16 protein-coding genes are annotated in these 13,731 nt (G+C 70.3%); 9 read left to right on the top strand and 7 right to left on the bottom strand.

Annotated elements, in window-relative coordinates; translation table 11 throughout:
- Positions 1 to 42: 42 nt before the first annotated feature.
- The 3 genes from ACWCP8_RS31520 to hemL all read right to left on the bottom strand — a co-directional run bounded on the left by ACWCP8_RS31520 (position 43) and on the right by hemL (position 3,484).
- Entirely contained in the window at positions 43 to 1,293 is a 1,251-nt protein-coding gene (locus ACWCP8_RS31520; protein ID WP_451119569.1) for a hypothetical protein, read from the bottom strand.
- 191 nt (positions 1,294 to 1,484) lie between these two features.
- The gene (locus ACWCP8_RS31515) at positions 1,485 to 2,171 is read right to left on the bottom strand and encodes a histidine phosphatase family protein (RefSeq protein ID WP_352265254.1); all 687 of its coding nucleotides are present in this window, start codon (positions 2,169 to 2,171) and stop codon (positions 1,485 to 1,487) included.
- Entirely contained in the window at positions 2,168 to 3,484 is a 1,317-nt protein-coding gene (gene hemL / locus ACWCP8_RS31510) for a glutamate-1-semialdehyde 2,1-aminomutase (RefSeq protein WP_451119567.1), read from the bottom strand. Before hemL ends, ACWCP8_RS31515 begins: the two co-directional genes overlap by 4 nt.
- A gap of 129 nt (positions 3,485 to 3,613) precedes the next feature.
- Between hemL and ACWCP8_RS31505 the strand changes: the two genes are divergently transcribed.
- The 3 genes from ACWCP8_RS31505 (at position 3,614) to ACWCP8_RS31495 (ending at position 5,993) form a co-directional block, all read left to right on the top strand.
- Positions 3,614 to 4,198 (top strand): hypothetical protein, encoded by a 585-nt coding sequence (locus ACWCP8_RS31505; protein WP_078852811.1) that lies wholly within the window; start codon positions 3,614 to 3,616, stop codon positions 4,196 to 4,198.
- A gap of 190 nt (positions 4,199 to 4,388) precedes the next feature.
- A complete protein-coding gene (locus tag ACWCP8_RS31500) occupies positions 4,389 to 5,498 on the top strand; it encodes a hypothetical protein (RefSeq protein WP_451119565.1) in 1,110 nt (369 codons plus the stop codon).
- Between the two features lie 141 nt (positions 5,499 to 5,639).
- The gene (locus ACWCP8_RS31495; protein ID WP_352265247.1) at positions 5,640 to 5,993 is read left to right on the top strand and encodes a hypothetical protein; all 354 of its coding nucleotides are present in this window, start codon (positions 5,640 to 5,642) and stop codon (positions 5,991 to 5,993) included.
- Here the strand turns inward: ACWCP8_RS31495 and ACWCP8_RS31490 are convergent.
- Complete coding sequence (locus tag ACWCP8_RS31490; protein ID WP_352265245.1) at positions 5,926 to 6,498, bottom strand: TIGR03086 family metal-binding protein; 573 nt, start codon at positions 6,496 to 6,498, stop codon at positions 5,926 to 5,928. The genes ACWCP8_RS31495 and ACWCP8_RS31490 overlap by 68 nt on opposite strands.
- 88 nt (positions 6,499 to 6,586) lie before the next feature.
- Between ACWCP8_RS31490 and ACWCP8_RS31485 the strand changes: the two genes are divergently transcribed.
- A complete protein-coding gene (locus tag ACWCP8_RS31485; RefSeq protein ID WP_451119563.1) occupies positions 6,587 to 7,393 on the top strand; it encodes an AraC family transcriptional regulator in 807 nt (268 codons plus the stop codon).
- A 46-nt stretch (positions 7,394 to 7,439) separates the two neighbouring features.
- Complete coding sequence (locus ACWCP8_RS31480) at positions 7,440 to 7,991, top strand: GNAT family N-acetyltransferase (RefSeq protein WP_352265241.1); 552 nt, start codon at positions 7,440 to 7,442, stop codon at positions 7,989 to 7,991.
- 13 nt (positions 7,992 to 8,004) lie between these two features.
- Here the strand turns inward: ACWCP8_RS31480 and ACWCP8_RS31475 are convergent, their stop codons facing one another.
- A complete protein-coding gene (locus ACWCP8_RS31475; protein ID WP_352265239.1) occupies positions 8,005 to 8,445 on the bottom strand; it encodes a GNAT family N-acetyltransferase in 441 nt (146 codons plus the stop codon).
- Between the two features lie 212 nt (positions 8,446 to 8,657).
- Between ACWCP8_RS31475 and ACWCP8_RS31470 the strand changes: the two genes are divergently transcribed.
- The gene (locus ACWCP8_RS31470; protein WP_451119560.1) at positions 8,658 to 9,410 is read left to right on the top strand and encodes a Mut7-C RNAse domain-containing protein; all 753 of its coding nucleotides are present in this window, start codon (positions 8,658 to 8,660) and stop codon (positions 9,408 to 9,410) included.
- A gap of 40 nt (positions 9,411 to 9,450) precedes the next feature.
- On the opposite strand, the gene ACWCP8_RS31465 is transcribed toward ACWCP8_RS31470, so the two are convergent.
- Entirely contained in the window at positions 9,451 to 10,026 is a 576-nt protein-coding gene (locus ACWCP8_RS31465; RefSeq protein WP_352265235.1) for a TetR/AcrR family transcriptional regulator, read from the bottom strand.
- A gap of 107 nt (positions 10,027 to 10,133) precedes the next feature.
- On the opposite strand from ACWCP8_RS31465, the gene ACWCP8_RS31460 reads away from it, so the two are divergent.
- Positions 10,134 to 11,618, top strand: coding sequence for an FAD-dependent oxidoreductase (locus tag ACWCP8_RS31460; protein WP_451119558.1), 1,485 nt, complete (start codon positions 10,134 to 10,136; stop codon positions 11,616 to 11,618).
- 65 nt (positions 11,619 to 11,683) lie between these two features.
- On the opposite strand, the gene ACWCP8_RS31455 is transcribed toward ACWCP8_RS31460, so the two are convergent.
- Complete coding sequence (locus tag ACWCP8_RS31455) at positions 11,684 to 12,238, bottom strand: hypothetical protein (RefSeq protein ID WP_451119556.1); 555 nt, start codon at positions 12,236 to 12,238, stop codon at positions 11,684 to 11,686.
- Positions 12,239 to 12,395: 157 nt separating this feature from the next.
- Between ACWCP8_RS31455 and ACWCP8_RS31450 the strand changes: the two genes are divergently transcribed.
- Positions 12,396 to 12,731: a YnfA family protein gene (locus ACWCP8_RS31450; protein ID WP_352265230.1), complete on the top strand. Its 336-nt coding sequence runs from the start codon at positions 12,396 to 12,398 to the stop codon at positions 12,729 to 12,731.
- 150 nt (positions 12,732 to 12,881) lie between these two features.
- Complete coding sequence (locus ACWCP8_RS31445; RefSeq protein ID WP_451119554.1) at positions 12,882 to 13,640, top strand: SDR family NAD(P)-dependent oxidoreductase; 759 nt, start codon at positions 12,882 to 12,884, stop codon at positions 13,638 to 13,640.
- Positions 13,641 to 13,731: the final 91 nt, after the last annotated feature.

The raw sequence follows: 13,731 nt of genomic DNA, 5'->3' as shown, positions 1-13,731 counted from the left end.
GGAGATCTTGCGCACCCCCCTCGGTGCCCGTAAAGACCGTTGTCAGGCCTGTTTAAAGAAGGTGTTCCAGCCACCGCCGGGCGACTCGCCGACCTCGAGGGTACGGAGCTTCGCAAGCACGGCCGGGTCCTGGACATCGAGCCAGTCGACGAACTGCCGGAACGAGACGAGCCGTACATCCGGCTTCCCCGCGATCCTTTTGAGGGTCTCCTCGACCGCATCCATATAGATGCCGCCGTTCCACACCTCGAAGTGGTTGCCGATGTAGAAGGGCGCACGATTCGTTCCGTACGCCCGCTCGAAACCGGCGAGATACGACTGGATGGCCTGCTCACGCCAGGCCGGAAAGCGCGACGGCATTCCCTGGGTGGAGTTTTTCGACTGGTTGGCAAGGATGTTGTAGTCCATCGACAGCACTTCGAACGAGTGCCAGGGGAACGGTATGCCCTGGAGCGGAAGATCCCACAGGCCCTGGCGCTTCTCCGGCCAGATCTGGGTGCCACCGGGCGAACTCGCGTCGTAGCGCCAGCCCAGTTTGCGCGCGGTGGGCAGCAGATTGTCCTGGCCGAGCAGACAGGGCGTGCGGGCGCCGATGAGTTCCTTGCGGTAGTCGAAAGGCAGCGGGTCGAGATCGGTCCAGCCGGTATTGGTGCGCCATTCGGTGACGAAGGAGACCGCCTGATCGACTTCGTTCTCCCACTGGGCGGGCGTCCAGTGGGCGACCGATCCGGAGCCGGCACAGAAATGCCCGTTGAAGTGCGTGCCTATCTCATGACCGTCGAGCCAGGCCCGGCGCACCTGGTCCAGCGTCGCCTTGATGTGGTCATCGGTGAGATACCCGATGTCGGAGGCGCCGATGGCGTTGTTCGGCGGTCGGTAGAGGGATTTCTTCGACTCGGGCAGCAGATAGAGCCCGGAGAGGAAGAAGGTCATCGACGCGTCGTGGTCCTTGGCGAGTTCGAGAAAACGCGCGAAGAGCCCGGTGCCGACCTCGCCCGCCCCGTCCCAGGAAAAGATCACGAACTGCGGCGGGGTCTGCCCGGGTTCCAGCGGGACCGGCGCGGAGGGCTGGTTCGGCTGCTCTCCGGAGTCAGCGGTGGAACCGTCCCCGATCTCCCGCACGTCGTTGTCCCCGGCCCCGCTCCCCTCGGCCTTGCCACCCGCCCGCTCCCCGGTGCCGGAGCCCGACCCGCTCGTTTCGGCAGAGTTCGGGGAACCGCAGCCCGCCATCCCGATGGCAGCCGCGGCTCCCAGTCCGGCTGTGAGCAGACTCCTTCGGCTGATATCGCGCACGGCGTCCCCATCTGCGGTCGTTTTGGCCCAACTCCATACAAACTGGCGAAGGCTTAGATGGGTGAAACAGCACGGGGGTTCCGCCGATCGGCACATGACTCCTGGCGCGACCTGACCCGACGTCGGCCGGACGCGGCGCGGGCCCCGGCCGACGGATCGGCGGGGCCCGCAGAGTTGGCGGAGAGAAGGATCTAGGCTCCGAACGCCTTGGACTTCCCCTTCACCGGCTTGGCACCGGCCAGCAGATGCGCAGGCACCAGATCGCGGGCCGGCTCGCTGTAGCCGACGGAGACGATCTTGTCGCCCTGGTACGTGAAGGTGGTCAGCGAGGCGAGCGTGCACTGCCGCTTGCGCGGGTCGTGCCAGAGCCGCCGCCGCTCGACGAAGCTCCGGACGATCCAGATCGGCAGCTGGTGGCTGACGCAGACCGCCTCGTGCCCGCGGGCCGCGTCGCGCGCGGCATCGAGGGCGCCCATCATCCGTACGACCTGCTCGATGTACGGCTCGCCCCAGGACGGGCGGAACGGGTTGGTGAGGTGCTTCCAGTTGTCCGGCTTGCGCAGCGCGCCGTCGCCGACCCCGAAGGTCTTGCCCTCGAAGACGTTGGCCGCCTCGATCAGCCGCTCGTCCGTGGCCAGGTCGACGCCGTGCGTCTTGGCGATCGGTGTCGCCGTCTCCTGGGCGCGCTCCAGCGGGGAGGCGACGACATGGGTGATGTCGCGCTTCTCCAGGTGTTCGGCCACCCGGTCGGCCATCTGCCGGCCGAGCTCGGAGAGGTGGTAGCCGGGGCGACGCCCGTAGAGCACACCCTCGGGGTTGTGCACCTCCCCGTGACGCATCAGATGGACAACGGTGATGTCCTTGTCGGCCGGGCTCATGCGGTGGCCTCCGATGCGGCGCGGGCGGCGGCGGGCAGCGCGGCGGCGATCCGCTCGACGGCCTGCGTGTCGTGGGCGGTGGAGACGAACCAGGACTCGAACGCGGACGGCGGCAGATAGACGCCCTGCGCCAGCATCGAGTGGAAGAAGGCGGTGAAGCGGAAAGCTTCCTGCTTCTTGGCGTCCTCGTAGTTCCGCACCGGCTGGTCCGTGAAGAACACGGAGAACATGTTGCTGGCCGCGGACACCGTGTGCGCGACGCCCTCCTTGGTGAACGCCTCGCTCACCAGGGCCTGGATCCCCGCGGAGACCGCGTCGACCTTCGTGTACGCAGCGTCGTCGAGCAGCCGCAGCTGGGCGAGCCCGGCGGCGGTGGCGACCGGGTTACCGGAGAGGGTGCCCGCCTGGTAGACGGGGCCGACCGGGGCGAGGTGCGCCATCACATCGGCGCGCCCGCCGAAGGCCGCGGCCGGGAAGCCGCCGCCCATGACCTTGCCGAAGGTCATCAGGTCGGGCCGCACCCCGTCGACGCCGAACCAGCCGGCCTTCGAGGTACGGAATCCGGTCATGACCTCGTCGGAGATGTACAGCGCACCGTTGGCGGCGCAGATCTCCTTGAGCCCGGCGTTGAAGCCGTCCAGCGGCGGCACGACGCCCATGTTGCCCGGCGACGCCTCGGTGATCACGCAGGCGATCTCACCGGGGTGCGCGGCGAACGCGGTCCGCACGGCATCCAGGTCGTTGTACGGCAGCACGATCGTGTCGCCGGCCTGCGCGCCCGTGACCCCGGGGGTGTCCGGAAGACCGAAGGTCGCGACCCCGGACCCGGCGGCGGCGAGCAGCGCATCGACGTGCCCGTGGTAGCAGCCGGCGAACTTCACGATCTTCGCGCGGCCGGTGAACCCGCGCGCCAGCCGGATCGCGGACATGGTCGCCTCGGTGCCGGACGACACCAGCCGCACCTGCTCCACCGGCTCGATCCGGGCCACGATCTCCTCGGCGAGCGCGACCTCGCCCTCACCGGGCGTACCGAACGAGGTGCCGCGGGCGACAGCCTCCTGGACTGCGGCGATGACCTCGGGGTGGGAATGGCCGAGGATCATCGGCCCCCACGAGCACACGAGGTCGACATACTCACGACCGTCGGCGTCGGTGAGGTAGGGACCGGTACCGGACACCATGAAGCGGGGCGTACCGCCCACGGCCCGGAAGGCACGTACGGGAGAGTTCACGCCGCCGGGCGTCACGAGGGACGCGCGGTCGAAAAGCGTCTGCGAAACTGGGGCGTCATAGGGAAAGCTCACACAAGCCATGGTGTCAGAGCCACCGGCGGTCTTGCGGACGGGTGTTTCACACCACGCCCGCGGGGGAGGTCACTGACACGATGATCGGGTTGCGCGGCGGGGGCTGTGTCTCCTAAGTAGTAGTCGGGTGGATGAAATATGCATCGCGGTGGCGGAGTGGGCGAAGGGACCGACGACCTGGGGCCCGAGCCTGCCCGGCGAGGTCGGCACCGGCGTGAGGCTGAGCGTAAGCAGGGCATACATCAGGCCGGCAGTGCACAGGCCGGAAGCAGGAGTGGTGGTCGAGTGGGGGTGACCTACAAATATTTCGGGGCCCCCGACGGGGCCACTGCCGCACGCGTGCCCATTTCGATGCGCCCCGAGGAGCTCGGCGGTGACGAGCTGGGCATGGGCGGCATGTTCAGCAAGATCAAGCCGGAGACGGTCGCGGCCATGGTGCTCACCGGTATACAAGGCATACCCCTGCACAAGGTCCCTCCGCTGGAACTGGTCGTCCTGCACCCCGACTACGCGGTGGTCAAGCTCCCGATGACGGTCGTCGACCCGCTGCGCGACGTCGGCGAGGAGTCGGTCGGCGCCGCGGCCTTCATCTGGTCCACGGTCCCGGACCGCGGCGGCCCGCGCGACGCGTTCAACGTCTACCAGCTGCTCCACGAGTGGCAGGATTTCAGCCATCGTCTGCATGACGCGGGGCATCAGGCGTACTGCCTGGTGTGGCCCTGAGCCGATCCGGACCCGGCCCCGGGCCGGTCCCGATCCGGCCCCGAACGTGCCCTGTCCTCGTCCCGGTCCCGTCCTGACCTGGTGCTGAGCCGGTCCCGACGCCACCCCGTAGCGCGGCTGTCACCCCGGGGCTCTACGGTTCTCCCCTGTTCTCGTGCACGCTGCACGCTGCACGTTCGGGAGGGGACCCATGACCACCAGTGCCGCATCCGCTCGCCTTGTCGCCACGCTCACCGCACCCCTGGATCGGGATCGTGACGCCGCGTACGCGCCGTCCGTCCTGCGGTGGCCGGATCGCCGTCTGCTGATTCAGCGCGGCGACTTCGAGGCGGCCGCCGTCGACCTGGACGACCCGTCCGCCCCGCAGACCCGCTTCCCGGCCCCCTGGCCGCGTCGCTTCGGTACGTTCACGGTGGCGCCGGGCGGGGATCTCGCGGTTTTCGCCGGGGTGCACTCGGTACGCGCGGTGGATCCGGCGGGGGCGGTGCGCTGGGAGGTTCGGCACGGTTGCTGGGAGGGCGGTTGCCGCATCCTGCACGAGTCGTTCGAGGAGTACGCGGACAGCCGGTCACATCTGTACGCGGACAGCGGCTCGGCGGTGTTCTCGGCGGACGGGTCGCTCGTGTGGGCCCACATCCGCGGCCCCGTGGCGACGGCCGGTCCGGATCCGGAGGCGCTCGACGAGTGGCTGGTCATCGATGCCGGCGACGGACGGGTGCTGGGGCGGGCGGACGCGGAGACCGTGGCGGCGGGCTCGGAGCACGTACCGCATCCCGATCCGGCGCAGATGGGGCTGAGCGTCGGCGAGGGCCAGGACGGGGCGCCGCTGCTGTGGGGGCGGTGGGACGGGGCGGAGCTGTCCGTGGAGCGCTTCGGCGAGGAGGAGCGGATCCTGACCTCCGTGAGCCCCACGGGCGAGCACTTCCTGACAGTGGCTCACGATCTGGACTCGCTGGCTCTGCACCGGGTCTCGGACGGTGCGGTGGTGGCCGAGCTGGAGGCCGCGGATGCCGTCCCCCGTCACCCCGACGCGGATCCGGACGACTTCGACGCCGACGATGTGATGTGGGACTACGAGTGCGGGTTCGTGGACAAGGAGACAGCCATCTCCAGTACGGATCAGGAGGAGGAGTACGGGCCGGTGCGCCACTGGCTGCTGGACGCGGCGGGGATGCGTCCGGCCGGTCAGGTCGCGTACCCGTTCCCGGTCTCCGGTACTCCCACGGCTCTCGGCGACGGCACTTGGTACACGGTCTCCGGGAGCGGTGACGCCGTGCACCTGTGGGCCTTGGACGCGTAGGCTGGTATACGCCCGTATTCGGCCATTCATTGGCCGAAGAATGATCTTCAGCAGGCCTGCCGGCCCTGCCGATGTACCCCATACAGCCGATACCGCCGGTGCGGTCGGTGTACGAGGCATCGACATCGAGGAGGCCTGCCCATGGGCGACATTCTGCTGGCCCTGTCCATCCCCGTACTGGTCTTCGCCGTGGGGATCTACGCAGGGTCCGAGACGTGGTGGCGGCGCCGGCATCCGGCGCCGCCGTCCCCGTACACCCATCAGGCGGCGCGCCTCTCCGAGCGCGAGATGGTCGCGGCCGCCGAGGAGATCGTCGACGGGGCGCACACGAGGCTGGAGGGGCTCTACGGCACCTCAGGAGGGGCGATTCCGGCCACCGGAGCCATTGGAGTCACGGGTGCCTCGGGAGCCACCGGCGCCCGGGGGCTCACGCCCGAGGCGGTTGCCAGTCCGGGTCGCGGCCGGTCACAGCCAGCATCCGCTCGAAGGGGCTAGCACCGTCCGGTACGGGGAAGGGCTCACCGAACATCTTCGCCTTCCGCGCATTCGGGGCCATCTCGGCGAGCCCGGGACCGAGTTCGCTCACCACCGCCTCGTCCGGGACGTACTCCTGACCCGTGGCCCGTGCCAAATCCCACGCATGCACGGCCAGGTCGCCGAGCACCATCCGCGCGACGGTTCTGGCGGGGAACCCCATGGAACCCGCGGTCCCCTCGTCCGCACCCGGCGCGTCCCACGCCGCCACCAGCTTGGCCGTCTCCTCGCCGAAGCGGCCCCGCCAGTCCCCGGTGACCGCGGTCGGCTTCGCACCGAAGTCCGGCTCCTCTCTGGCCGCCAGGGCCTGGAAGTTGACGACCACTTGGAAGAGATGGTCGATCAGGGCCCGCACGTCGTAATCCGTACACGGCGTGGGGTCGCCCAGTCGCCCGTCGTCGATCCCACGCACGACGGGAGCGGCGCCGTCGGCGGCCGTAGCCAGCAGTTCACTGATTTTCTTCATGCTGCGACCGTCCGCCCGGCGGCGGCCCGTGTCTTGAATAAATGCGACAGCATCGATACGAACATACGTTCGCCATAGGATGGCTGCCATGTCTGCTCATCGACGCGACACCCGGGGCATCGTCGACGCCCGCGAACTCTTCTCGCATGTGCACTTCCGCCGGCGCGAGCCCGCGCCCGGTCTGCGGACGCAGGTGGCGTTCTACTGGCTGATCGACTGGGATCTGCCGGAGCCGTACACCTCGCACGTGGTGCCGCACCCGTCGGTGAACCTGGTCTTCCAGCACCACGAGAGCAGCGGCGAGGCCGCCTTCGCAGAGGTCGCGGGCATCGGACTCGGACTCTTCACCCAGAAGCTGGAGGGCCGGGGACGGGTGTGCGCGGTGAAGTTCCGGCCGGGTGGCTTCCGGCCGTTCGCACCGGGCCGCCCCGTGTCGGAGTGGACGGGCCGACGGCTCCTGGCGCACGAGGTCCTCGCCGTACCCGCTCCTGTGACGGCCGTGCTGGACCCGGCCCAGGAGGACGCGCGGGTCGCCGCGCTGGACGCGTACCTGCTGGCACTCGCCCCGGAACCGGACCCGCAGGCCGAGCGCGCGATGGCCCTGGTCGAGCGCGTCCGCACCGACCGCACGATGCGCCGGGTCGACGAGCTCGCCCGCACCGAAGGGCTGTCGGCACGCTCGCTGCAGCGGCTCTTCGCCACGTACGTGGGCGTCGGCCCCAAGTGGGTGATCCTCCGCTACCGCATCCACGAGGCGCTGGAACGCGCCGAGTCGGACCCCGAAGTGGACTGGGCGGAGCTGGCCGCGGACCTCGGCTACAGCGACCAGGCCCACCTGACCAGGGACTTCACGTCGACGATCGGCGCTCCACCGACGGCACTCGTCACCCGTTGACGGTCGGTGCCGGTGGTTGTCAGCAGTGCGGCCTACTGTCTTCGGTATGGAACGCACCTCGTCATCGCCGGCGCCCGTCGTACGGATCGTGCCCTGGTCGGACGGCGACCTGGAGCTGCTCCGCCGTTCCAATGCGCCGGAGCTGATGGACCACCTGGGCGGCCCCGAGTCCGAGGAGCAGCTCATGGCGCGCCACGACCGCTATGTCGCGCTGAGCGAGGACCGGACGGGCCGCGGCAGGATGTACCGGATCGCCCTGACCGACGGCGACGGGGACAAGGCTGTGGGGACCATCGGGTTCTGGGAGCGGACCTGGCGAGGGCAGGAGGTGTACGAGACGGGGTGGGCCGTCCTCCCGGGATACCAGGGGCGGGGCATCGCGGCGACCGCGGCCGTGGCCGTCGCCGAGCAGGCCCGGGCCGAGCACAAGCACCCCCATCTGCACGCCTACCCGTCCGTGGACAACGCCGCGTCGAACGCGGTGTGCCGCAAGGCGGGCTTCACTCTGCTCGGCATGTGCGACTTCGAGTACCCGCCCGGCCATGTGCTGCTGACGAACAACTGGCGGCTGGAACTGGCCCCGGAGTCCGCCCTGTAGCTCGGCCCGGAGCTCAGTCCCGGTCCCGGGCCAGCCGCTTGGTGAAGCTGAAGGCGACGATGGCCAGCCGCTCCCGCAGATAGAAGCGGTGGGCATCCGTGCGGTGGGTCCCCGAGTCCAGACTGAACTCCAGGCATCCCGACTCCTGGGCGCGCTGTTCCAGATACCCCAGAAGCCGGCGGCCGACGCCGGTGGAACGGGCGTGCTCGGCGGTGACCAGATCGTCGACGTACAGCTTGCGGATCTGGCTGGTGTTGTCGACGATGCGCCATCCGGCCGCGCCCACGCATACGCCGTCGTCGTAGCAGGCAGTGAAGCGGAGCCCCTGCGCGTATCCCTTCCCGTACACCTCGCGGAAGAGGTCCTCCGTCAGATGCGGACGCAGTTCACGCAGGACGGGAAGCAGGTCGTCGGCCAGTCGGGCATCGCCGGGTTCGAGATCGAGAATTTTCATGGGGGAACTGTAGGTGGGTCGCCCGGGGGCCCGAAAACGCTCTGCCGGGCGGGCCCTGCCCAGGCAATTCATCTGCAATGCGCAGCTTCTGTGTCATGCAACTAAATATTGCGCAGACCTGCCCGGACGCACTGCCGTGTTCCGCGTCCGAGCCACCACCTCCGCCACGGATCTCCTGGCTGCCGCGGACCGCTCAATGGCATCCTGGCGACGTGAACGGACCGGAGATCCACCTCGAGATCGACCCCGAACTGCGGCTCTTCGTCGCGCACGAGCGCCGCAACGGGCGCACGGTCGTGATCACCGACGGCGCCTCGACGCTCGGCCATGTCGTGGAGTCGCTCGGAGTCCCGCTCACCGAGGCGGGCCAACTGCTCGTCGACGGCCGCCCCGTTCCGGTCTCGCACATCCCGGGCGCGGGCGAACTCGTGGAGGTGCGCGCGGTGGCACGCCCCCAGCGCATCGAAGGCGCGCCGCTGCGCTTCCTCCTCGACGTCCACCTCGGCACGCTCGCCCGGCGGCTGCGACTGCTGGGCGTCGACGCCGCGTACGAGAGCGCCGACATCGGCGATCCGGCGCTGGCCGCGCTGTCGGCGAGGGAGCAACGGGTGCTGCTCTCGCGCGACCGGGGGCTGCTGCGGCGGCGGGAGATCTGGGCGGGTGCGTACATCTACAGCGACCGGCCGGACGACCAGCTACGGGACGTACTCGAACGGTTCGCACCGGTGCTGGCCCCGTGGAGCCGGTGCACCGCATGCAACGGGCAGCTCACCGAGGCCGACAAGGACTCCGTCAGCGGGCAGCTGGAGCACGGTACGCAGCGGTCGTACGACGTCTTCGCGCAGTGCGTGGAGTGCGGCCGGGTGTACTGGCGCGGCGCCCACCACGCACACCTGGAGAAGATCGTCGCCAGCGCGGTCCACGAGTTCGGTGAGGCCTCCGATCAGGCCGGCCCACTCGTGTAGACGGTGTCCGGCCGAGCCCCCGCCGAGGCGAGCGGGGCCGTTACGGCCGCTCGGCGGTCAAGTAGCGCTGGACGGTCGGCGCGAGCCAGGCGATCACCTCGTCGCGGGACATGGCGGCGGCAGGCGCGATGCGCAGGACGTATCGCGCGAGCGCCATCCCCAGGATCTGGGACGAGGCGAGCGCGGCACGGCGTGGGGCGTCGGCGGGGTCGGGGCAGACCCCGGCAGCTATCGGACCGAGCTGCTCGGCGAAGACCGCCCGCATGCGCTCGGCCCCCGCCTCATTGGTGACACCGACCCTGAGCAGTCCCGTCAGCACATCGTCCTCCTCCCAGCGGTCCAGGAAGTGTGCGACGAGTACGGCCCCGATGTGCTTGCCGGGCAGCGCCCCGAGCGCGGGCAGGCGCAGATCGATCACGGACGCGGCGGCGAACAGTCCTTCCTTGTTGCCGTAGTAGCGCATCACCATCGACGGATCGATGTTCGCGTCGCGGGCGATGGCCCGGATGGTCGCGCGCTCATAGCCGTCGGCCGCGAACCGCTCGCGGGCGGCTTCGAGGATCGCGGCCTTCGTGGCATCCGAGCGGCGGGGCGTGCCGGGGGCTTTCGTCGTCATGCCAACAATCGTAGGCCAACAAGTGTTGACATGCCATATCCGCCGGATCTACATTTGCCAACAAGCGTTGACCCACGCCCGTTGGCAACCGGCTTCAGGAGGCCGCCATGACCGGCAAGCCCAGCACCCGCACGAACGCCGACTCCCCCGACGTACCGCGCAACGCCACCACCGCCGATGTCCTCGTGGTGGGTGCAGGGCCCACCGGGCTACTGCTCGCCGGCGACCTCGCCGCGCGCGGCCTGACGGTCACCGTCATCGAGCGCCGCCGGCGCAGCGCGAGCAACATGACGCGTGCCTTCGCCGTTCACGCCCGCACCCTCGAAGTGCTCGATGCCCGCGGCCTCGCCGACGAGCTGCTCAAGACGGGCTCCCGCCTCACCAGGCTGCGGCTCTTCGGCAACCTTTCGCTCGACCTCTCCCGGCTCCGGTCCCGCTTCCCGTTCGTGCTGATCACCCCGCAGTACGAGATCGAGCACCTGCTGGAGCGCCGCGCACTGTCCGCGGGGGTGCACTTCCGTCACGGCACGAAGCTGACCGGCCTGCGCCAGTCCGCCGACGAGGTCACCGCCGAGGTGCAGGACGCCGACGGGACGCGGACCACCCTCTCCGCCCGCTATGCCGTTGGCACCGACGGGGTGCGCAGCGCCGTCCGCGAGGCGCTCGGGCTCCCGTTCCCGGGCAGGTCGGTGATCCGGTCCATCATCCTGGCCGACGTCCGGCTGGCGGAGGAACCCGCCGCCCTCCTCACGGCCGACGGCGTGGGGGACGCCTTCGCCTTCATCGCCCCGTTCGGCGACGGCTGGTACCGGGTCATGGGGTGGAACCGCAACCACCAGGCCGACGACAGCGACCCCGTCGAGCTCGACGAGCTGCGTGAGATCGCCCGCCTCGCCCTGGGCAGCGACCACGGCATGCACGACGCCCGCTGGATCTCCCGCTTCCACAGCGACGAGCGCCAGGTGCCCGCCTACCGCACGGGCCGGGTCTTCCTCGCCGGGGACGCCGCCCATGTCCACTCCCCTGCGGGCGGCCAGGGCATGAACACCGGCCTCCATGACGCCGCCAACCTCTCCTGGAAGCTCGCAACCGTGCTCCGGGGATACGCGGCGGACCCGGAGGCGCTCCTCGACAGCTACCACGCCGAGAGGCACCCGGTCGGCACCAAGGTGCTGCGCAGCAGCGGTGCGCTGGTCCGCCTCGCCATGGCCCGCACCCTGCGGCAGCGAGCGGTCCGCGCGGCCGTCACCCGCCTCCTGTCGATGGCGCGGCCGGCCGGCGACAAGGCGATGGGCATGATCTCCGGCATCGGCATCGCGTACGCGGCGCCGCGCGGCTCGCACCCCCTCACCGGAAAGCGCGCTCCCGACCTGGGGCTGGTGGAGGGCCGCCTCCAGGAGGTGCTGCGCGACGGCGAATTCGTCCTCGTGACTCCCGCCGGCACACCCACGCCGGTGTCGCCGACCCCGCTGGTGCACACGCACTGGACGGACGACCGCTCGACCGTGCTGCTCGTCCGCCCCGACGGTTACGTCGCCTGGGCGAGCGACCGGCCCGACCCTGCGGCACTGAGGGTCGCCCTCTCGCGATGACCGGCGCACCCACCGCCACAGCAGCAGCCGCGTGTCCGGCCACGCCGGACACGCGCTACCGGCGGTCAGAAGACGTATTCGTCCCCGGTGGCGGGCGCCAGCACCTCATGCCGGTCGTTCTGCGGGTTCCGATCGGTCACGCCGCCGTCCCACGCGGTGTCGATCCGTACGACCACCTCGTTCGGCCGCCCCGCGAGCTGCAGTTCGAGCGCCAACTGCCGTCCCGCCGCCCCGCCCGCACGCAACGGTCCTGTCCGGCACAGCACGGTGCGGGCGTTGGCCTGCAGGCAGGCGCCCGGCATCTCCTGCCGGCCCGTGAGGGCCACCGAGAAGCGCAGCCGCACGGTCGAACGCATCACATCCGACGGCCCATGATTCTCGCTGAGCAGCCAGACTCCGAGCCCCTCGCCCCACAGCGAGACATGTCCGTGGTGGGAGATGTCCGCCTCCGGCGCAACCGACCGGTACGCCGGAACCGGCATGGCCGCAACTGCGGCCGCCGGCACGGGTACCGGGACCGCCCCGGTCGCCTTTCCGGCCCCCCACATCACAGTCGACACCGTCGCCGCAGTCGCCATCGCGACGAAGACCATCAGTCGAGCCCTACGCGTCAGCACCATGCCCCGAAGATACTGATCGCGCCGAATTGTCCTTATTTACACACCGGCTCGACACGCCAACTCCACCCGCCTGCCCCACCGTCCGAATCACCTCCCCCGCCCGGCCTCCCCACCCGCCTCATCCCGCTCCGCCCCGCCCGCGTGAAACGCTGCTCCCATGGTCGTCGCCCGCTCAGTCGCACTGTTCGTCGTCGCCGCGCTCTTCGAGATCGGCGGAGCCTGGCTCGTCTGGCAGGGCGTGCGCGAGCACCGGGGCTGGATCTGGATCGGCGCCGGAGTCATCGCCCTCGGCGCGTACGGCTTCGTGGCCACGCTTCAGCCGGACGCCGAGTTCGGCCGCGTCCTCGCCGCGTACGGCGGTGTCTTCGTCGCGGGGTCGATCGCCTGGGGCGTGATCGCCGACGGCTACCGCCCCGGCCGCTGGGACGTGATCGGCGCACTGATCTGCCTGGCCGGCATGGCCGTGATCATGTACGCCCCCCGCAACAACTGACCGCGCCACCGATCACCCCGATGACCACACCTGGTCGCACCGACCGCACCGCTGACTGCGCCGCCCCCGCTGTCGGCCGACCAGCGGCCGATCGTCCCGCCTGCCTATCCTGATCCCGTACCGATCAGCTGTCCGAGGAGTCGAGTCCGCATGGCCGCCACCCCCATCGCCGTGATCACCGGAGCGAGCAGCGGCATCGGCGCCGCGACTGCCCGCCAACTGGCCACCGCCGGCTACCGCGTCGTCCTGACCGCCCGCCGCAAGGACCGGATCGAGGCACTCGCCGCCGAGATCAACGAAGCGGGCCACGAGGCCACGGCGTACGCCCTGGACGTCACGGACCGCGAGGCGGTCGACACGTTCGCCACCGCCTTCCACACCCTCGCCGTCCTCGTCAACAACGCGGGCGGCGCCCTCGGCGCCGATCCCGTCGCCACCGGCGACCCGGCCGACTGGCGCCAGATGTACGAGACGAACGTCATCGGCACCCTCAACGTCACCCAGGCCCTGCTCCCCGCCCTCACCGCAAGCGGGGACGGCACGATCGTGGTCCTCTCCTCGACGGCGGCCCTCGCCGCGTACGAGGGCGGCGGTGGCTACGTGGCCGCCAAGCACGGTGAGCATGTCCTGGCCGAGACCCTCCGCCTGGAGATCGTCGGCACCCCGGTCCGCGTCATCGAGGTCGCTCCCGGCATGGTCAAGACGGAGGAGTTCGCCACCACCCGCTTCCGTGGCGACACCGAGAAGGCCGCCAAGGTCTACGCGGGTGTCGACGCCCCCCTCACCGCCGACGACGTGGCCGACACGATCACCTGGGCCGTCACCCGTCCCAGCCACGTCAACATCGACCTGCTGGTGGTCCGCCCCCGCGCCCAGGCCTCCAACGCCAAGGTCCACCGCGCCCTCTGACCGCTGACAGCCGGCAGCGACGCGCACACGCACACGCACACGCAGAAGAGCCCCGGACCACCACCACAGGGTCCGGGGCTCTTCCGTTCAT

This window comes from Streptomyces sp. NPDC002206, assembly GCF_053593595.1.
This window is presented reverse-complemented; position numbering and strand designations above follow the sequence as displayed.